Consider the following 17,175-nt stretch of genomic DNA (forward strand, 5'->3'; position numbering starts at 1 on the left):
TTATGCCGGAATACCCGCGCTGATCACCAGCGCGAAGATGAACGCGAACACCGCGAAGCCCTCAACGATCGCCGCCGGCGCGATCGACATGCCGAAGATCTCCGGCTTGATCTTGGACACGTTGATCGCACTGGCACAGCACTGGCCCTGACGTACGGCACTGAACAGCAGCGCCAGCCCGGCGAGAATACCGATGGCAAACAGGCCCGGGGCGTTATCCAGCGTCACCGTGCGGTTGAGCGAGAACATCACCACGATGCCGTAGATGGTCTGTGACGACGGCATGGCCGCGATACCGACGTAGCGCCCATGACCGGTTTCCGTCTCCAGTAGCGCGCCGCAGGCGGCCTGACCGGCCAGGGCACAGCCGATGATGCTGCCGATCGCGCCCAGCGCCATGGGGCCATAGAGTCCTGCCCATCCCAGGGCCAAAATCAGGTTATCCAAGGGTTCACCTCCCGCTTGGTGAAAGGTTGAAAAGCGTAGCCTTCATCCGCAAGGCTCCAGTTGTAGAACTCGATCAGGTTCAGGCGCAGGCCGTGGATGACACCACTGACCACCGCCAGCACAAAGTTGAGCAGGTGGCCCAGCAGCAGAATCAGCACCTCGAGGAACAGCCCCATGCCCGGCACTGCCGCCGCTACATCACTGGCCAGCTGATTAAAGGTGATGGCCAGCGAAGCACTGGCCAAGCCCAGGGCGAAGAGGCGCAGATAACTGAGCACATCGCCGAACATCTTCGACAGCCCGGTCAGCGCCAGCAGGCCGTCCACCAGCCGCCACAGCCAGTTCTGCGCCCCCTGCAACGGCCGCTCACTGGAACAGAGCAGTATCTGCACCATGCCCAGCGCCATCAGGCCCCATTCCACATCCAGCTGCTGCCGCAGCCAGCCACTGACACCGGCCACCACCAGCAGCGCCCAACCCAGCGGCGCCAGCATCTGCAGTCGCCCGCGGCAGCGCCAGGCGGTGATCAGGTTAGCCAGCAACAGATGCCCGGCGCCCATCAGCACCGAGATCCGCATCATGCTGTCAAAGTCGTTCATATCGAACATTTTCAGGGCGACCAGAGGCTCGGGGGGCGCCGCCCCGAAGTAACTGCCCACCAGCACGCCCCAGCCAGCCGAGAACAGGGTCAGCGTGGTGCCCAGGGCCCGGAGCCGGCGACCGGTTTCGCTCAGCCCCATGCGCGACCAGTAGAACATCAGCACCACACCCAACAACAGGGCATAGCCGGCATCGGACAGAATCAGGGCAAAGAAGGCAGCAAAGGAGAAGAACACCACGCGTGATGGGTCCCAGGCGCGGTAGCCGGGCATCTGATAGAAACGCACGATCTCCTCACCGCCGGCCAGCCGCTCCGGGTTGTCCAGCAACGTCGGCGGACGCTCGCCTTCAGCCACCGGGTCAATGACCAGCACCAGCCCCTCATTTTGCGCAAACTGCTCCAGCGAGGCCTGCTGTTCAGCTGCAAACCAGCCCTGAACAGCAAAAATCTCACCGGCATCCAGCGTCTGCTGGCCCACCCGGTCACAATCAGCACGGTCCTGACTGCCCGCCAGTGAGCGCTGCAGCAGATACAGCCAGCGAGTATGCGCCTCGCGTTCGGCTTCCAGCGCCTCGAGCTCAATCTCCAGGTCTTCCAGCTCACGACGCAACCGGTCCAGTGGCACGGACCCCGTATGGGTGCGCGGCACCGGCATCTGGTTGGCGCGTGGCTCCTCCTCGGCGATCACTGCGACGTAGGAATAACGGTTGTCCCGGTGTACCACCGACCATGCAAGGTCGGTCTTGGCTACTTCCGGCATGCGGTAGTTGGGCACCAGATAAAACCAGAGCCGGTGCCCCAGCAGTCCTTGGTTGCCGGGCAGTTCAAAGCTGCCCCAGGGCTCGAGATCGCGGATGCGCTTGCGCAGGAAATCCAGCTGCTCCTGCAGTTCCAGGCGGCGCTTGCGGTTCTCAAGGGTCGCGACCACCACCTTGTGCAGATCAAAATGGCGCTCGACCGTCACCTGCCGCCGCTTCTGCGGACAGCTGAGCAGATAACGTATCGCCTGTTGCAACTGATCGGGATGAACAGCTTCAGGCAGTTCCAGCACCGCTTCAGGCCGGGTTTTCGCCAGCGAAATCACGTGCAGTAATCCCAGCGCCTGCAACCGATCCAGCACTACCGCCTTGTCAGCCGTCAAGCCAACCAGAGTCGCCTTGTTAAGGGTTTGAATACTCATGACGCTGCCATCCGGGCCCGTTTGTTCTTGGCAATCTTGGCGCGCACCACCCCGGCGCGTTCGGCGTCCGACAACGCAATGCGGATGCGACGGATATTGGCTTCGGTACGCGGAATCAGTACCTTGTCGAACAGGTTCAGGCGCTGGGTGGTCTTCTGCAGTGCGGCCTCCAGGCGCTCCAACCGCACCCGCTCCACCTGATGCCGCACTCGGAGTTCCAGCATCTGCTGCAAACGGGCCGCCAGGATATCGACCCAGGGCGGCAGCGCCAGGCGCGAGTACTGGCGACAGTCGATGTCGATCCGTTCCACCACCGGCAGCTCGATGCCGACCAGGTTATCGGTACGCTGCTGGACACCCTTCAGCTGCACCAGCGAGCCCAGATCCAGCTGGCTGCCCGCCAGCATCGGCAACTGGCGGGCCACTTCGGCGTCCACCTGCTGCATCTGCTGTTCGAACTCGGCCAGCGCACGACGGGAGGCCATCCGCGCCGCCAGGATCTGCTTGCGCTTCAGATCCAGTGCCGGCACGAACTGGCGAAAGGATTTCAGTCGCTGGTTTTCATGATTGAGGGTGCTCTTGTTGAGCGCCAGCTTGCTCATGAGGCCTTACTCTGACGCCTGAACCTGTGGAAAGTACTTGTCCACAAGCTGCTGCTTCATTAACAGCTCCTGCGGCTGGAAACACTCCGCCAGCGTCTGCCAGCACAGATCCAGCGCTTCTTCCAAAGGCATGGAGACACTGATATCCATGAAGCGGGTGCGGAAGAGGTCACCAAACCTGAGCAGACGCTCGTCGTATTCGGTCAAATCAAAGGACATCGCCTGCTTCTGCTGGGCGTCGCGCGCCTCGGCGTAGAGGCGCACCATGGTATTCATGATCTGGCCGTGATCCTCGCGGGTCACCTTGCCGATGACATGCTGCTTGAGGCGGGACAGGGAGCCGAAGGGGTCCAGCACCCCATTGTGCAGATAGAACTGGCCTTCGGTGATGTAACCGGTGTTGTCCGGCACCGGGTGGGTGACATCATCACCCGGCATGGTGGTCACCGACAGGATGGTGACCGAGCCTGCACCCTTGTAGTCACAGGCCTTTTCATAACGGCGCGCCAGCTGGGAGTATAGATCCCCGATATAGCCACGGTTGGATGGCACGTGCTCCATGGAGATTCCGACCTCCTTGAGCGCATCGGCATAGGCGGTCATGTCGGTCAGCAGCACCAGTACCCGCTTGCCCTCTTCGACGGCAAAACGCTCGGCCACTGCCAGCGCCATATCCGGCACCAGCAGGCCTTCCACTGTAGGATCCGAGCCCAGATGCACGAACATCACCGTGCGTGCGCTGACGCCAGCCTCTTCGAAGGCACGGCGGAAGAAGTGGTAGTCATCGAAAATCAGGCCAATGCCGCCAAACACCACCACGTCGGCATCGGCATTGGCACCGATCTGCGCCAGCAGGCGGTTATAGGGCTCGCCGGCCACCGAAAAGATCGGGATCTTCTGGCTCTCGACCAGCGAGTTGAACACGTCGATCATCGGCACATCGGTACGGATCATGCGTGACGCCAGGATACGCCGGGCGGGATTGACGGTGGGACCGTCGATCTCGATGCGGGCCTCTTCAGCCAAAGTGGGGCCGCCATCAATGGCGCGACCCGCACCGGAAAAGGCACGACCAAGAATATTGGGGGAGAAGGTCACCTGCATGGCGTGACCCAGAAAGCGCACGCCGGCCTTGGTCGACAGCCCCTTGGTACCGGAAAACACCTGCAGCGAGACGCTGTTGCGCTCCAGCTGAATCACCTGCGCCATATAGGGCGGCTGATCCGGGTCGAGGATGTTTTCGATCAGGGCCAGGTCGCCATAGCCAATGGCGGCCACTTCCCCTTCGTCAGGCTCGGGCACATGCACCTTGACGATATCGCCGACGATTTCCAGAATACGCGAATAGCGAACCAACAGCTGTGTCACACCGATCTCCCTTCTCGTGCCCGATCTCAGATATCCGCCAACTTGTAGACTTCGTAGGCCACCTCTTCATACGGGTGGGCCTGCTTGAGGGTTGCCACAGCGGTATGGATCAGCGCGTCAGTGCATACCATCTCCACCTTCAGCTCGGCCACCTTCTCCAGCTGGCCCTGCTGTCCCAGATGTGGGTTGGCACCGGCCAGAGGGCGAAACTGCCCCATACCCAGTGTCTGCCAGCAACACTGATCGTAATCACCAATCCTGCCTACCCCGGCCGCAAACAGAGCCGTCTTGACCGGCTCGGCATCAGCCTCGGGGACAAAGAAACAGAGCTTGTACATCCAGCCTCCAGCCGTCCTGATCTGGCTATACATTAGCGCCGACTGTGCAGCTGCAGCAAGCGATATCAACAGCATGCCGCCCCACAGTGACAGAAAGGTTGCGCTCGGGCATAAAAAAGCCCGCTACGTGAGCGGGCAGAGGGAACAACAACAAGGTTGAATTCAGTGTAGACCCAGAACGTCCTGCATGTCGAACAGACCGGTCTGTTTGCCTTCAAGCCAACCGGCAGCACGCACCGCGCCCTTGGCGAAGGTCATGCGGCTGGAAGCCTTGTGGGTAATCTCGATGCGCTCACCTTCAGTAGCAAACAGCACCGTATGGTCACCGACCACATCACCGGCACGGATGGTTTCGAAGCCGATCTGCTTGGCTGGACGCGCACCGGTAATGCCTTCACGACCGTATACTGCGCATTCCTTGAGGTCACGCCCCAGCGCATCGGCAACCACTTCACCCATGCGCAGAGCGGTACCGGAAGGAGCATCCACCTTGTGACGGTGGTGTGCTTCGATCACTTCGATATCGTAGCCGCTGTCATCGCCCAGCGCCTTGGCGGCGATCTCCAGCAGCTTGAAGCAGAGATTGACACCCACACTCATGTTCGGCGCAAACACGATGGCGGTCTTATCGGCTGCCTGCTTCAATTCCTGTTTCTGACCGTCACTCAGGCCGGTAGTTCCAATCACCACCTTTTTGCCGTGGGCAGCACAGAAAGCCACGTTCTGCATGGTCACTTCGGGTGCGGTGAAATCGATCAACAGATCGAAATCATCGACCACGGCTTCCAGGCTTCCGGCCAGGGCCACACCCAACTTGCCGACACCCGCCAGCTCACCGGCATCGGCACCGATCAGTGAACTGTCCGGCTCGACGATGGCGGCACTGAAGGTAGCCGCATCATCCTGCTGCAGTGCTTCGATAATGGTTTTGCCCATACGGCCGGCCGCGCCGGTTACCGCTACTCTGATCATGCTTTATTCCTGTGTCTGTCTGCACCGGCGCGCCCCAAAGGGCACGCAATCAGGTCATATCTTCGAAGAACTTCTTCACCGAGTCAAAAAAGCCGTGCTTTTTCGGGCTGTGCTTGCTGTTACCCTCGGCCGTCGCCTCGGCAAATTCACGCAACAGCTCTCTCTGGCGGCTGTTGAGGTTCACCGGCGTTTCGATCGCCACCTTGACCATCAGGTCGCCGGTGCTGCCGCCACGAACCGGGGCCACGCCCTTGCCACGCAGACGGAACAGCTTGCCGGTCTGGGTTTCGGCCGGAATCTTCAGCTTGACGCGACCATCCAGGGTCGGCACGTCAAGCTCGCCACCCAGCGCCGCATCGACAAAGCTGATCGGCACTTCGCAGTACAGGTGCTTGCCGTCACGCTGGAAGATCGGATGCTCACGCACGTGCACCTGAACATAGAGGTCGCCCGCCGGGCCGCCATGACTGCCCGCCTCGCCCTCACCGGTCAAACGGATACGGTCGCCGGTGTCGACGCCCGCCGGAATCTTGACCTGCAGCGTCTTGGTTTTCTCGACACGCCCCTGACCGTGACAGGCATCACAGGGGTCGGAGATGACCTTGCCCTCGCCACGACAGGTGGGGCAGGTCTGCTGTACCGAGAAGAAACCCTGCTGCATGCGCACCTGTCCCATGCCACCACAGGTGGAGCAGGTCTTGGCACTGGTACCCGGTTTGGCGCCACTGCCATCGCAGACTTCACAGCCCACCAGCGTCGGAATCTCCAGAGTTTTCTCACAGCCACGGACCGCTTCTTCCAGCGACAGGTCCAGGTTGTAGCGCAGATCGGCACCACGCTGCACACCGGAGCGGCGTCGACCGCCACCACCGCCGCCACCGCCGAAGATGTCGCCAAACACATCACCGAAGATGTCGGAGAAGTTACCCTCGAAACCGCCGCCACCAAAGCCGCCGCCCTGGCCATCGACACCGGCATGACCGAACTGGTCATAGGCCGCCTTCTTCTGGGCATCAGACAGGACCTCATAGGCCTCGCTGATCTCTTTGAACTTGTCTTCCGCCTCTTTGTCATCCGGGTTACGGTCCGGATGGTACTTCATCGCCAGGCGACGATAGGCTTTCTTGATATCGCGATCGGACGCGTCACGCGCCACACCCAAGAGTTCGTAGTAGTCCTGCTTTGACATGATCCGAATCTGACTGGTTAAGGTTTGGCCCGCAAGAGCCGGACATGACAACGCGGGCCTGAGCCCGCGCTGTCACACTGCAACGATCGACATGCGCGAACGCATTGAAGCGTTTACTTCTTGTCGTCGTCCTTAACTTCTTCGAACTCGGCGTCAACAACGTCGTCCGCCGCATCCTTGGCACCGGCTTCGGCACCACCCGCCTGCTGCTCAGCCTGAGCCGCTTCGGCGTACATCTTCTGCGCGACAGCAGACAGAGCTTCAGTCAGCGCTTCAGTCTTGCCTTCGATCGCTTCCTTATCGGAACCCTTCAGAACTTCTTCCAGTTCCTTGATGGCGGCTTCGATCTGGCTCTTCTCTTCGTCGGTCGCCTTGTCGCCGGCATCCTTCAGCGTTTTCTGCGCCGTGTGGATCATCGCGTCACCCTGGTTACGCGCACCGGTCAGCTCTTCGAACTTCTTGTCTTCTTCGGCGTGCGCTTCGGCGTCGCGAACCATCTGTTCGATCTCGTCATCGTTCAGGCCGGAAGAGGCCTTGATCACGATGGACTGTTCCTTGCCGGTCGCCTTGTCCTTCGCGGACACGTTCAGGATACCGTTGGCATCGATGTCGAAGGTCACTTCGATCTGCGGCATGCCACGCGGTGCCGGCGGGATGTCAGCCAGGTCGAAACGACCCAGAGACTTGTTCTGTGCGGCCTGCTTGCGTTCACCCTGAACCACGTGGATGGTTACCGCGGTCTGGTTGTCATCGGCAGTCGAGAACACCTGAGACTTCTTGGTCGGGATAGTGGTGTTCTTCTCGATCAGCGGAGTCGCCACGCCGCCCATGGTTTCGATACCCAGGGTCAGCGGAGTCACGTCCAACAGCAGTACGTCTTTGACGTCACCGGACAGCACGGCACCCTGAATCGCAGCACCAATCGCCACGGCTTCATCCGGGTTCACGTCCTTGCGCGGTTCCTTGCCGAAGAACTCGGCCACTTTCTGCTGAACCAGCGGCATACGGGTCTGACCACCGACCAGGATCACTTCGTCGATCTCAGACGCGGACACACCGGAGTCCTGGATCGCGATGCGGCACGGCTCGATGGAGCGCACCACCAGCTCTTCTACCAGGGATTCCAGCTTGGAGCGGGTCAGTTTTACGTTCAGGTGCTTCGGACCAGTCGCATCAGCGGTGATGTACGGCAGGTTGACGTCAGTCGCCTGTGCGGAAGACAGCTCAACCTTGGCTTTCTCGGCCGCTTCTTTCAGGCGCTGCAGCGCCAGCGGGTCGTTGTGCAGGTCGATGCCGCTCTCTTTCTTGAATTCGTCGGCCAGGTAGTTGATTACCGCCAGGTCGAAGTCTTCACCACCCAAGAAGGTATCACCGTTGGTGGCCAGTACTTCGAACTGGTGCTCACCGTCCACGTCCGCGATTTCGATGATGGAGATATCGAAGGTACCACCACCCAGGTCATATACTGCGACGGTCTTGTCACCCTTGGACTTGTCCATACCGTAGGCCAGCGCAGCCGCAGTCGGCTCGTTGATGATACGCTTAACGTCCAGACCTGCGATCTTGCCAGCGTCCTTGGTTGCCTGACGCTGAGAATCGTTGAAGTAGGCCGGTACGGTGATAACCGCTTCAGTCACGGTCTCGCCCAGATAATCCTCGGCGGTCTTCTTCATCTTCTTCAGGATTTCGGCAGACACCTGCGGCGGTGCCATTTTCTGACCTTTGACATCCACCCAGGCGTCACCGTTGTCGGCTGCGGTGATCTTGTACGGCACCATCTTGATGTCTTTCTGCACGACCTTGTCGTCAAAACGACGACCGATCAGTCGCTTGATCGCAAACAGGGTGTTGTCCGGGTTGGTCACCGCCTGACGCTTGGCCGGCTGACCAACCAGCGTTTCACCGTCGTTGGTGTAGGCGATGATAGACGGAGTGGTGCGATCGCCTTCAGCGTTCTCGATCACCTTGGTCTTTTCGCCGTCCAGGATAGCCACGCAGGAGTTGGTGGTGCCCAGGTCAATACCGATAATTTTGCCCATGTTCTGCTCCGATATTTCTCTTGCCCGCCGGGCGGGCTGATAATCTGTCTAAAAACTGGTTGTTTCTGTATATGGGTGCGCGTTGTCGAATTTCAACGCCACTTTTCACCCTTTGCTCAGCCTTTTGCGACCATTACCATGGCTGGACGCATCAGACGGCCGTTAAGCAGGTAGCCCTTCTGCACCACGGCAACCACCGTGTTGGGCTCAACGCCTTCTGCCGGCACCATGGACATCGCCTGATGGTGCTCCGGGTTGAACGGCTGCCCTTCCGGGTTCACCTGCTCCACATTGAACTTTTCCATACCGCTCAGGAACATGTTCAGGGTCATCTCGACGCCTTCACGGATCGCCTTGGTCTGCTCGTCGTCACCCTGAGTCGCTTCGATTGCGCGCTCCAGACTGTCCACGACCGGCAGCAGCTCATTGGCAAACTTTTCCAGACCAAACTTGTGGGCCTTTTCCACATCCTGCTCGGCACGGCGACGGATGTTCTGGATTTCCGCCTGTGCACGCGGCTGCAGCTCGGCCAGTTCCTTTTTCAGCGCCTCGATCTCGACACGCGATTCCTCGAGCTGTTGCAGCACATCGGCCGCTGTCGCTTCGGCAGCATTCGGCTCGCCGGCCTCTGTCTCGACCACGGTTTCAGCCGCGTCCTGAATCGGCTCAACGGTTTCCTGGGTGTTCTGCTGCTCTTTCGCCATCAGGTCTCTCCAACTGACTCTTGAGGTTACGCCTAGATGCCATCCTATATGGGGCCCACCCGGCGCGATTCAACCTCTAAAGCATATTTTTTTAAGCCAGAGATTGATGCCCGAAGGAAAATGGCTTATACAGTAAATACTGTATAAATAACCACTGTACATAAACCCATAGGGTGAGCCACATGCTGACGCAGATAACGATCCGTAATTTCGCGATTGTCGATGCTCTGGAAGTCGAACTGGATACCGGAATGACCGTAATCAGCGGCGAAACCGGTGCCGGCAAATCGATCATGCTGGACGCCCTCGGCCTCTGCCTGGGCGACCGGGCCGACAGCGACAGCGTCCTCAAGGACGCCGACCGGGCCGAGCTGACCGCCAGCTTCGACATCCGCGAGCTGCCGCCGGCCATGCTTTGGCTCAACGAGCACGAACTGGAAGGCGATCCTCAGGAATGCCAGCTGCGTCGCGTGATTACCTGCGAAGGGCGCAGCCGCAGCTATATCAACGGCCGCCCGACGCCACTCGCCCTCGTGCGGGAGTTCGGCCAGTACCTGGTCGATATCCACGGCCAGCACGAACACCAGCGCCTGTTGAAAAAGGATTACCACCGGGTTCTGCTGGACGAGTTCGGCAGCCATACCGAACTGGCGGAACAGGTACGCCGCCAATTCCACAAATGGCGCCGACTCGACAGCGAGTGGCTGGCACTGACCCAGATCTCCGACGAACGCAATGCCCGCATCCAGCTGCTCAGTTACCAGGTCGAGGAGCTGGACCAGCTCGCGCTTCAGGACGGCGAGCTGGAACAGCTGGAGCAGGAGCAGCAGCTGCTGGATAACGCCGGCAGCCTGCTCGGCACCGGTCACCAGTTGCTGCAGTTGAGCAGCGATGCCGAGGGCTCAAACTGCCTGTCGATGCTGCAGCACTGCCTGCAGTTGCTCGATCAGCTGCACAGCCAGGACAAGCGTGTGCAACAGGCGGGTGAGATGTTCAACAGCGCCCTGATCCAGGTGGAAGAAGCTGAACGTGAAATTCGCCACTTCCTCGACAGTATCGAAACCAACCCCGAGCGCCAACAGGAGGTGGAAGAGCGCCTGTCCGCCATCTATGAGGTCGCGCGCAAACACCGGCTGCTGCCGGAGCAGCTGATCGAGTTCCACCAGTCACTGCAGGCCGAGCTGAGCGGACTGACCGGCTCGGACGAGGCCTTGGCACAGCTGGAGCAGGATGTGTTCAGCGCCCGCGAAGACTACCTCAAGGCCGCCGCCGAACTCAGCGAAGCACGCCAGCGCTGCGCCGGCTTGCTGGACCTTCAGGTCGATGAGCAACTACATGCACTGGGTATGCCGGCGGCTCATTTCAGCGCCTGCCTGACCCCGCTGGACGAGGAGCGTTACAACGCCAACGGTCTGGAAGATGTGGAATTCCTGATCAGCACCAACGAGGGCCAGCCCGCCCGCGCGCTGGCCAAGGTTGCCTCGGGGGGCGAGCTGTCCCGCATAAGCTTGGCGATTCAGGTGATTACGGCACAAACCTCCAGCACACCCACACTGGTGTTCGACGAGGTCGATGTCGGCATTGGCGGCGGTGTGGCCGAAGTGGTGGGGCGCATGTTGCGCGAACTGGGTCAGCGCGTACAGATTCTTTGTGTCACCCATCAGCCTCAGGTCGCGGCCCAGGGGCATCAGCACCTGTTCGTCACCAAGAAAGGGCTGCAGAACGGCACCCACACACGGGTTCGTCGACTCGATAAGAAACAAAGAGTTGAGGAAGTGGCCCGCATGCTAGGCGGAGTGGATATCACCCGGACATCCTTGAGCCATGCCCGGGAGATGCTGTCAGCCTGAGGGCTGACAGCGATGAAACAAGCGCTTATTTCTTTTCTTCGTCACAGCCGTTTTTGCAAACGCCGTAGAGGTAGAGCGTGCGGTCAGTGATGGTAAAGCCAAGATCTTCCGCCACCTTGTCCAGGATCTCACTGACTTTGGGCTCACTGAACTCGCGTACACGGCCGCACTTTACACAGACCACATGGTCATGGTGCTCGTCACGGGCCAGCTCGAATACCGAGTGACCACCTTCGAAGTGATGGCGTGACACCAGGCCAGCCGCTTCAAACTGGGTCAATACACGGTAGACGGTCGCCAGACCGACATCCTCGCCCTGCTCCATCAGGAGCTTGTAGATATCTTCAGCACTGAAGTGGTCACCCTCTCCGGCACGCTCCAGAATCTGATAAATTTTGACCCGCGGCAGAGTTACCTTCAGTCCGGCCTTCCGCAGTTCCTGATTTTCCAGTGCCATATTAGGTCTCAATCACTATGCTGTTCGGGATTTGCAATGTTAGACTCCATTATCTTTGTTTAGGCATGAAAACGGAAGCCATTGTCCGATGCGAAAGGTTCTTCTCAGCGCTACAGTTGCACTTCTGATTGCCGGCTGTTCCGAATTTCCCGGTGTGTACAAGATCGACATCCCTCAGGGTAACGTCGTGACCCAGGAGATGGTCGACCAGCTGCGCCCCGGCATGACACCCTCACAGGTGCGTTATATCCTCGGCACTCCGCTGATCAACGACAGCTTCAGTGAAAACCGCTGGGACTACATTTACAGCATCAAGGAAGGCGATGGTACGCGCTACCAGGAGCGCATCAGCCTGTTCTTTGAAGACGACAAACTGACTCGCCTCAGTGGCGACTTCCGTCCGGGTGCCAAGCCGGAAACCACTCCCTGATTTCCGACCTCCCGCTCACTCCTGCTTCGCTTCGGCGGCCTTCTGAGCTTTCATTTTGGCCGCCCGGCGCGCCCTGACCTCCTTGGGATCAGCGATCAGAGGACGGTAAATTTCCACGCGGTCGCCCTCTCTCAACACCGTGCTGGCCGGATCCTTGATGGCTTTGCCGAAAATTCCCATCGGCGTACCGGCCGGGTCGATTTCCGGAAACAGCTCAACAATCCCCGAGCGCACCACCGCCTGCTGGGCCGTACAGCCATCCTCGACCTGCAGCGCTATGATCTTCTGCTCATGGGGCAGCGCATAGGCGATTTCAACTTTCATCATCCCACTCCTAACCATAGATCTGGTCTGCCCGGCTGACAAAAGCATCCACCATCGTGGTCGCCACCGAGCTGAATACCTTGGACATCGCCATGCCGGTCAACTTGCCCTTGAATTCGAAATCCATGGTCAATTCAACCTTGCAGGCCTCATCACTGAGCGGCGTAAACACCCAGACGCCGCGCAGGGAGGAGAAAGGCCCCTCCACCAGCGCGATCTCCATCTTTCCGGGCCGCTGCAACTGGTTGCGCGTGGTAAAGCTGTACTTGAGGCCACCCTTGGACAGGTTAAGGGTAGCCACCAGCTCATCTTCACGCTCCGAGATCAGCTCGGTGGACGCGCACCAGGGCAGAAACTGCGGATAGCTGCGCACATCATTGACCAGATCGAACATCTGCTCGGCGGTATGAAGCACCAGCGCACTGCGATTTACTTGTGTCATGTCGGCAAATACCTGGCTGGCCTGAATCAGGCCAGCTTGTCATACAGGTTGACGACGAAAATTATCATCACTGCGACCGGTGCGATGAAACGGATCACCAGTGACCAGGCACCGTAGGTTGCGTTAGAACCCAGCGCCAGCTCATCGCGCGTAATGTGTGTGCTCAACGCCCAACCGGAATAGATCGCGATCAACAAGCCGCTCAACGGCAACATGATGTTCGCGGTAATAAAATCGAGGAAGTCGAAGATTCCCATCCCCAGAATCTTGATCTCCTCCCAGTGGTTGAACGACAGCAGTGAAGCGATCCCCATCAGCCAAACCACCAGCCCCAGCAACGCTGCCGCCGGCAGTCGCTTGAGCCCGAAGCGTTCAACGATCCAGGCCGTTGCCGGTTCAAGCAACGAAATGGCTGATGTCCAGGCCGCGACGCCCACCAGCAGGAAGAACAGGAAGCCGAATACCTGACCACCCGGCATCTGGCCAAAGGCCACCGGCAGAGTGATGAACATCAGCCCAGGGCCTGCAGCCGGGTCCATCTGGTTGGCAAAGACGACCGGGAAGATCGCCAGACCCGCGACCAGTGCCACCAGCGTATCCAGTGCGCCGATGGCAATAACGGTCACCCCGATGGAGTCCTTCTTGCCCATGTAGGAACCGTAGGCCATGATCGCGCCCATACCCAGCGACAGGGTAAAGAAGGCATGCCCCAGTGCGACCAGCACCGCATCCCAGGTCAGTGCATCCGGGTTAAAGCTGAACAGGAACGACCAGCCCTCGGCAAAGCTGCCGCTGTTGATCGAGTAGCCCAGCAGCACAAACAGCAGCACAAACAGGGCCGGCATCATGATTTTGGTGGCTCGTTCCAGCCCCTTGTTGACCCCGCCAGCCACAACGCCGACGACCATCAGCACGAACAGCGTGTGCCACATCAGCATCTGCTCAGGACTGGCCAGCAGTTCGGTAAAGCGCTCACCTGCCAGATCGCTGCTGATATCGACGAACTGCCCCGTCCCCATACCGGCGATGTAATGCATCACCCAGCCGGCGACGACAGAATAGAAGGAGAAGATAATGTAGCCGGCCAGCACCCCCAGCCAGCCGATCAGGCTCCAGTTCTGATTCAGCCCTGCTTCGGCAGCGGTTTCACGCACCGCATTGATCGGACTCTGACGCGCACGACGTCCCACCAGGATCTCACCCATCATGATCGGAATACCGACCAGCAGAATGCAGAACAGGTATACCAGCACAAAGGCGCCACCACCGTTTTCACCGGTGATGTAGGGGAACTTCCAGATGTTACCCAGTCCGACGGCAGAGCCCGTCGCTGCAAGAATGAAGATCCACCGGTTCGCCCATGAACCGTGAATTGACTGTTTAGACTGCATATTGCTCTCAAGTTGAAAATTGTACACGGGGGGCAATTGTTCATAAATCGGACAGGGGTGACAACCTTTTCGGCCATTTGTTGCCACTCAGCTCAGACTAAGGCGCTGAAACTACGCAATTTGCCCGCTTTCCTTGCACCAGTGCCACCTATATAATCGCGCCATGGCAAAGAAAAAGAAGGCTCCAGGCGGAAACACCATCTGCCTCAATAAACGTGCCAAGCACGAATACACCATCGAAACCCGTTTCGAGGCTGGCTTGTCCCTGCAAGGCTGGGAAGTCAAAAGCCTGCGCGAAGGACGGGGCCAGCTGGTGGACTCCTACGTGGTGTTCAAGAACGACGAAGCCTGGCTGGTCGGCGCGCACATTACGCCACTGATCTCGGCTTCCACGCACTATGTCACCGACCCGCGTCGCGACCGCAAACTGCTGCTGCATCGCCGTGAACTCGACAAGCTCACCACCGCCGTCGAGGCCAAAGGTTACACCTGCGTTGCCCTCGCCCTCTACTGGAAGAACGGCATGGTGAAGTGCGAGATTGCCCTGGTGAAAGGCAAGAAACTGCACGACAAGCGCGCCGACGAGAAGGAGAAAGACTGGAACCGTCAGAAACAGCGCGAAATATCCGTCGCCGTTCGCTGAACTTTTCCACTTTCACCGAGTCCATTAAGTCGTTACAATAGCGCGTTACATATCTGGGGGTGACTTGGCTTCGACGCTGATTACGAACCCTTGGGTGCATGCCGAGAACGTGATGATTCTCGTAAATCCCTCATCACACAGTTATAGTTGCAAACGACGATAACTACGCTCTAGCCGCTTAAGTCGGCTAGCGCCGCGCTCTAAGGTGTCTGTAACTCAGAGATTTTGCGGTGTCATTCGAGACAGAATCGCCCGGATGCTTTGCTCTAAGCTGAACGGTTAAAACTAAAAGAGCTCGCCCATAGCACCCTGGCTCTCGGGTCGCGACGGGTTAACTAAATAGAGATGCCTAAGCATGTAGATCTTGAGGCAGAGGATTGGCGGACGCGGGTTCGAAACCCGCCACCTCCACCAGACACTTTGAAGGCCCCGTCATTCGGGGCTTTCTGCCATCTGAAGGACCGAAAATGCGGCGTGTAACACACAGGTGTCACACAACATGCGCGGCTCACCTTCATACTGCATCCTTCGCAACACTACCTACTGGTTCAACTATCGCCTTCCCGGCCACAGCAGCCCTCTGCGATTCAGCCTTCACACCAAAGATCGCCACATTGCCCACCCCTTAGCACATCACATCACACTCCGGCTCCGTCGTCGGTTGCTAAGGGAAGAACAAAACATGACCGAATCAAAACAGGAACTCGTCAGCATCGCCAAGCAATGGGCAAGTGACTGGTATCATGACCTCATAGAACACGACCTATGTAGAGGCCCTCTCACTCGTGAAGAGGCAGAAACCCACGAAGAAATCATCAGTGACTGGCTCAGCGAAGCAAGAGAAAGATACGCTCTCAACAAACTCGACAAAGCAGCATCAACAGCACGCACTTTGATCGACGGCAACATAGACGAGGATGACATCAGCTTTAAGCTCCTATGCCAGGAGATCACCAAGCAGACCATCGCTGTCTACGAACGATTACACGCCAAAGTCAGTAGCGGTGCCGTCATGCCAGACACGCTACACCCTGAGGATACGTCCGCCGCCATTAGCGCGACCAAGAAAAAGCCACAACCCAAGCGTCTGGTTTCAAGTGTCTACAAAGAGTATGCCGCAGAGAAGATCAAGCTAGGCGAGTGGTCACGACAGCGGACGCAGAACGAGAACGACCTATCTCTACGCATGTTCACGGAATTGGTGGGTGATCTCGATATCGCTCAAATCGATAAAGAGCACGGACGAGCGTTCAAGGAGAAATTGCTACGCTACCCAGCCCAGCGGGAGAAGCTCGCGGCTCTCAAAGACCTGCCTATCGACGCAATCCTTGAAGGTGAGCAGGCATACGAAACCATCAGCATTCGCACTGCACATAACCGCTTCGTGAAGGTCACCGCGTTCCTCAACTGGGCGACCAGCAACGGCTATATTGAGTCCAACCCTCTGTCCGGCATGGGTATCAAGATCAACAAAAACAAGAAAGACAGCCGCAAGCCTTTCTCTGAGTCAGACCTCAAATCGATCTTCAGCTCACCGGTGTTCACGCAAGGCAAACACAAACACGATTACTACTACTGGCTCCCCCTCATCGGCCTTTACACCGGTGCGAGGATTGAGGAAATATGTCAGATGAACCTGCACGACATTCGGGAAGATAACGGCACACTCTGCTTCCACATCACGGACGAAGGTGAGCACCAGCAGCTTAAGAACGCCTCAAGCAGACGAGTAGTGCCAGTGCATCCCAAACTATTAGATTTGGGCCTTCTACGTTATATCGAGCAACGTCGAGCAGCTGGCGCAGTTATGCTGCTGCCCAGTTTGGAGAAGGTTTCAGAGCGCTACAGCCATAATCCTGTTAAGTGGTTTGGTCGCTTCAAAAAACAGCTGGGTATCACTGACACGGCAAAGACATTCCACTCGTTCCGACACAGCTTCATCGACCACCTACGTGCAGCTCATGCGCCAGACTACGCGATCAAGGAGATTGTCGGACACACAGACGAGTCAGCGACACACGCGGTATACGGCAGCAGGAACGCAAAACCTCTGAAACCTGTCATCGAGTCCATATTCTGGGACAACGCAGTAGTATCGGTTATGCCATTCCGTCGGCTTGAGAGGTAACTCAAAAACTTCAGGCTACGACCTTCCCCTCATAAATCGTCAATGCCAAATACGCTCTCGGTCATCGACA

The 17,175-nt window shown here is 58.5% G+C and carries 17 protein-coding genes and 1 other RNA gene; 5 read left to right on the forward strand and 13 right to left on the reverse strand.

Annotation, left to right across the window (positions count from 1 at the left end):
• The 9 genes from ABD013_RS12915 to grpE form a co-directional block, all read right to left on the reverse strand.
• Nucleotides 1-447, reverse strand: a complete 447-nt coding sequence (locus ABD013_RS12915) for an ATP synthase subunit C (RefSeq protein WP_239041166.1) — start codon at nt 445-447, stop codon at nt 1-3.
• The gene (locus ABD013_RS12920; RefSeq protein ID WP_343806515.1) at nt 435-2,228 is read right to left on the reverse strand and encodes a V-type ATP synthase subunit I; all 1,794 of its coding nucleotides are present in this window, start codon (nt 2,226-2,228) and stop codon (nt 435-437) included. Before ABD013_RS12920 ends, ABD013_RS12915 begins: the two co-directional genes overlap by 13 nt.
• Nucleotides 2,225-2,830, reverse strand: coding sequence for a V-type ATP synthase subunit D (locus ABD013_RS12925; protein ID WP_343806516.1), 606 nt, complete (start codon nt 2,828-2,830; stop codon nt 2,225-2,227). The genes ABD013_RS12920 and ABD013_RS12925 overlap by 4 nt, the downstream gene beginning before the upstream one ends.
• A 6-nt stretch (nt 2,831-2,836) precedes the next feature.
• Entirely contained in the window at nt 2,837-4,198 is a 1,362-nt protein-coding gene (locus ABD013_RS12930) for a V-type ATP synthase subunit B (RefSeq protein ID WP_343806517.1), read from the reverse strand.
• Nucleotides 4,199-4,224: 26 nt separating this feature from the next.
• Nucleotides 4,225-4,536 (reverse strand): YqfO family protein, encoded by a 312-nt coding sequence (locus tag ABD013_RS12935; RefSeq protein ID WP_343806519.1) that lies wholly within the window; start codon nt 4,534-4,536, stop codon nt 4,225-4,227.
• Nucleotides 4,537-4,698: 162 nt separating this feature from the next.
• Complete coding sequence (dapB, locus tag ABD013_RS12940) at nt 4,699-5,508, reverse strand: 4-hydroxy-tetrahydrodipicolinate reductase (RefSeq protein ID WP_343806521.1); 810 nt, start codon at nt 5,506-5,508, stop codon at nt 4,699-4,701.
• Between the two features lie 49 nt (nt 5,509-5,557).
• Nucleotides 5,558-6,697 carry a molecular chaperone DnaJ gene (gene dnaJ / locus ABD013_RS12945; RefSeq protein WP_343806523.1) on the reverse strand — a complete coding sequence of 380 codons (1,140 nt, stop codon included), beginning with the start codon at nt 6,695-6,697 and terminating at the stop codon, nt 5,558-5,560.
• Between the two features lie 113 nt (nt 6,698-6,810).
• Nucleotides 6,811-8,736 carry a molecular chaperone DnaK gene (dnaK, locus tag ABD013_RS12950; protein ID WP_343806525.1) on the reverse strand — a complete coding sequence of 642 codons (1,926 nt, stop codon included), beginning with the start codon at nt 8,734-8,736 and terminating at the stop codon, nt 6,811-6,813.
• A gap of 116 nt (nt 8,737-8,852) precedes the next feature.
• Nucleotides 8,853-9,440 (reverse strand): nucleotide exchange factor GrpE, encoded by a 588-nt coding sequence (gene grpE / locus ABD013_RS12955; protein ID WP_343806527.1) that lies wholly within the window; start codon nt 9,438-9,440, stop codon nt 8,853-8,855.
• A gap of 182 nt (nt 9,441-9,622) precedes the next feature.
• On the opposite strand from grpE, the gene recN reads away from it, so the two are divergent.
• The gene (gene recN / locus ABD013_RS12960) at nt 9,623-11,290 is read left to right on the forward strand and encodes a DNA repair protein RecN (protein WP_343806528.1); all 1,668 of its coding nucleotides are present in this window, start codon (nt 9,623-9,625) and stop codon (nt 11,288-11,290) included.
• 25 nt (nt 11,291-11,315) lie between these two features.
• Here recN and fur read toward each other — a convergent pair whose 3' ends face one another.
• Nucleotides 11,316-11,747, reverse strand: a complete 432-nt coding sequence (fur, locus tag ABD013_RS12965; protein WP_343806529.1) for a ferric iron uptake transcriptional regulator — start codon at nt 11,745-11,747, stop codon at nt 11,316-11,318.
• Nucleotides 11,748-11,835: 88 nt separating this feature from the next.
• Between fur and ABD013_RS12970 the strand changes: the two genes are divergently transcribed.
• Nucleotides 11,836-12,177, forward strand: coding sequence for an outer membrane protein assembly factor BamE (locus ABD013_RS12970; protein WP_343806531.1), 342 nt, complete (start codon nt 11,836-11,838; stop codon nt 12,175-12,177).
• 15 nt (nt 12,178-12,192) lie between these two features.
• On the opposite strand, the gene ABD013_RS12975 is transcribed toward ABD013_RS12970, so the two are convergent.
• The 3 genes from ABD013_RS12975 to ABD013_RS12985 are packed head-to-tail and all read right to left on the reverse strand — an operon-like array spanning nt 12,193 to nt 14,334.
• Nucleotides 12,193-12,504, reverse strand: a complete 312-nt coding sequence (locus ABD013_RS12975) for an RnfH family protein (RefSeq protein WP_343806533.1) — start codon at nt 12,502-12,504, stop codon at nt 12,193-12,195.
• Between the two features lie 7 nt (nt 12,505-12,511).
• Nucleotides 12,512-12,943 (reverse strand): type II toxin-antitoxin system RatA family toxin, encoded by a 432-nt coding sequence (locus tag ABD013_RS12980; RefSeq protein WP_343806535.1) that lies wholly within the window; start codon nt 12,941-12,943, stop codon nt 12,512-12,514.
• Between the two features lie 26 nt (nt 12,944-12,969).
• Complete coding sequence (locus tag ABD013_RS12985) at nt 12,970-14,334, reverse strand: sodium-dependent transporter (RefSeq protein ID WP_343806537.1); 1,365 nt, start codon at nt 14,332-14,334, stop codon at nt 12,970-12,972.
• Between the two features lie 163 nt (nt 14,335-14,497).
• Here ABD013_RS12985 and smpB point away from each other — a divergent pair, with 163 nt between their 5' ends.
• The 3 genes from smpB to ABD013_RS13000 all read left to right on the forward strand — a co-directional run bounded on the left by smpB (nt 14,498) and on the right by ABD013_RS13000 (nt 17,105).
• The gene (gene smpB / locus ABD013_RS12990; protein ID WP_343806539.1) at nt 14,498-14,977 is read left to right on the forward strand and encodes an SsrA-binding protein SmpB; all 480 of its coding nucleotides are present in this window, start codon (nt 14,498-14,500) and stop codon (nt 14,975-14,977) included.
• A 55-nt stretch (nt 14,978-15,032) separates the two neighbouring features.
• Nucleotides 15,033-15,391, forward strand: a transfer-messenger RNA (tmRNA) gene (gene ssrA, locus ABD013_RS12995).
• Nucleotides 15,392-15,659: 268 nt separating this feature from the next.
• A complete protein-coding gene (locus ABD013_RS13000) occupies nt 15,660-17,105 on the forward strand; it encodes a site-specific integrase (protein ID WP_343806541.1) in 1,446 nt (481 codons plus the stop codon).
• The last annotated feature ends 70 nt before the right edge of the window (nt 17,106-17,175 follow it).

Source organism: Marinobacterium maritimum (assembly GCF_039523155.1).
GTDB classification, from domain to species: Bacteria; Pseudomonadota; Gammaproteobacteria; order Pseudomonadales; family Balneatricaceae; genus Marinobacterium; species Marinobacterium maritimum.

What these genes read in the sequence shown, in the direction of transcription:
- ABD013_RS12920 (WP_343806515.1), bottom strand. Translation starts at nt 2,228, where the DNA reads ATGAGTATTCAAACCCTTAACAAGGCGACTCTGGTTGGCTTGACGGCT.
- ABD013_RS12925 (WP_343806516.1), bottom strand. Translation starts at nt 2,830, where the DNA reads ATGAGCAAGCTGGCGCTCAACAAGAGCACCCTCAATCATGAAAACCAG.
- ABD013_RS12935 (WP_343806519.1), bottom strand. Translation starts at nt 4,536, where the DNA reads ATGTACAAGCTCTGTTTCTTTGTCCCCGAGGCTGATGCCGAGCCGGTC.
- dapB (WP_343806521.1), bottom strand. Translation starts at nt 5,508, where the DNA reads ATGATCAGAGTAGCGGTAACCGGCGCGGCCGGCCGTATGGGCAAAACC.
- dnaJ (WP_343806523.1), bottom strand. Translation starts at nt 6,697, where the DNA reads ATGTCAAAGCAGGACTACTACGAACTCTTGGGTGTGGCGCGTGACGCG.
- dnaK (WP_343806525.1), bottom strand. Translation starts at nt 8,736, where the DNA reads ATGGGCAAAATTATCGGTATTGACCTGGGCACCACCAACTCCTGCGTG.
- grpE (WP_343806527.1), bottom strand. Translation starts at nt 9,440, where the DNA reads ATGGCGAAAGAGCAGCAGAACACCCAGGAAACCGTTGAGCCGATTCAG.
- recN (WP_343806528.1), top strand. Translation starts at nt 9,623, where the DNA reads ATGCTGACGCAGATAACGATCCGTAATTTCGCGATTGTCGATGCTCTG.
- fur (WP_343806529.1), bottom strand. Translation starts at nt 11,747, where the DNA reads ATGGCACTGGAAAATCAGGAACTGCGGAAGGCCGGACTGAAGGTAACT.
- ABD013_RS12970 (WP_343806531.1), top strand. Translation starts at nt 11,836, where the DNA reads ATGCGAAAGGTTCTTCTCAGCGCTACAGTTGCACTTCTGATTGCCGGC.
- ABD013_RS12975 (WP_343806533.1), bottom strand. Translation starts at nt 12,504, where the DNA reads ATGATGAAAGTTGAAATCGCCTATGCGCTGCCCCATGAGCAGAAGATC.
- ABD013_RS12980 (WP_343806535.1), bottom strand. Translation starts at nt 12,943, where the DNA reads ATGACACAAGTAAATCGCAGTGCGCTGGTGCTTCATACCGCCGAGCAG.
- ABD013_RS12985 (WP_343806537.1), bottom strand. Translation starts at nt 14,334, where the DNA reads ATGCAGTCTAAACAGTCAATTCACGGTTCATGGGCGAACCGGTGGATC.
- smpB (WP_343806539.1), top strand. Translation starts at nt 14,498, where the DNA reads ATGGCAAAGAAAAAGAAGGCTCCAGGCGGAAACACCATCTGCCTCAAT.
- ABD013_RS13000 (WP_343806541.1), top strand. Translation starts at nt 15,660, where the DNA reads ATGACCGAATCAAAACAGGAACTCGTCAGCATCGCCAAGCAATGGGCA.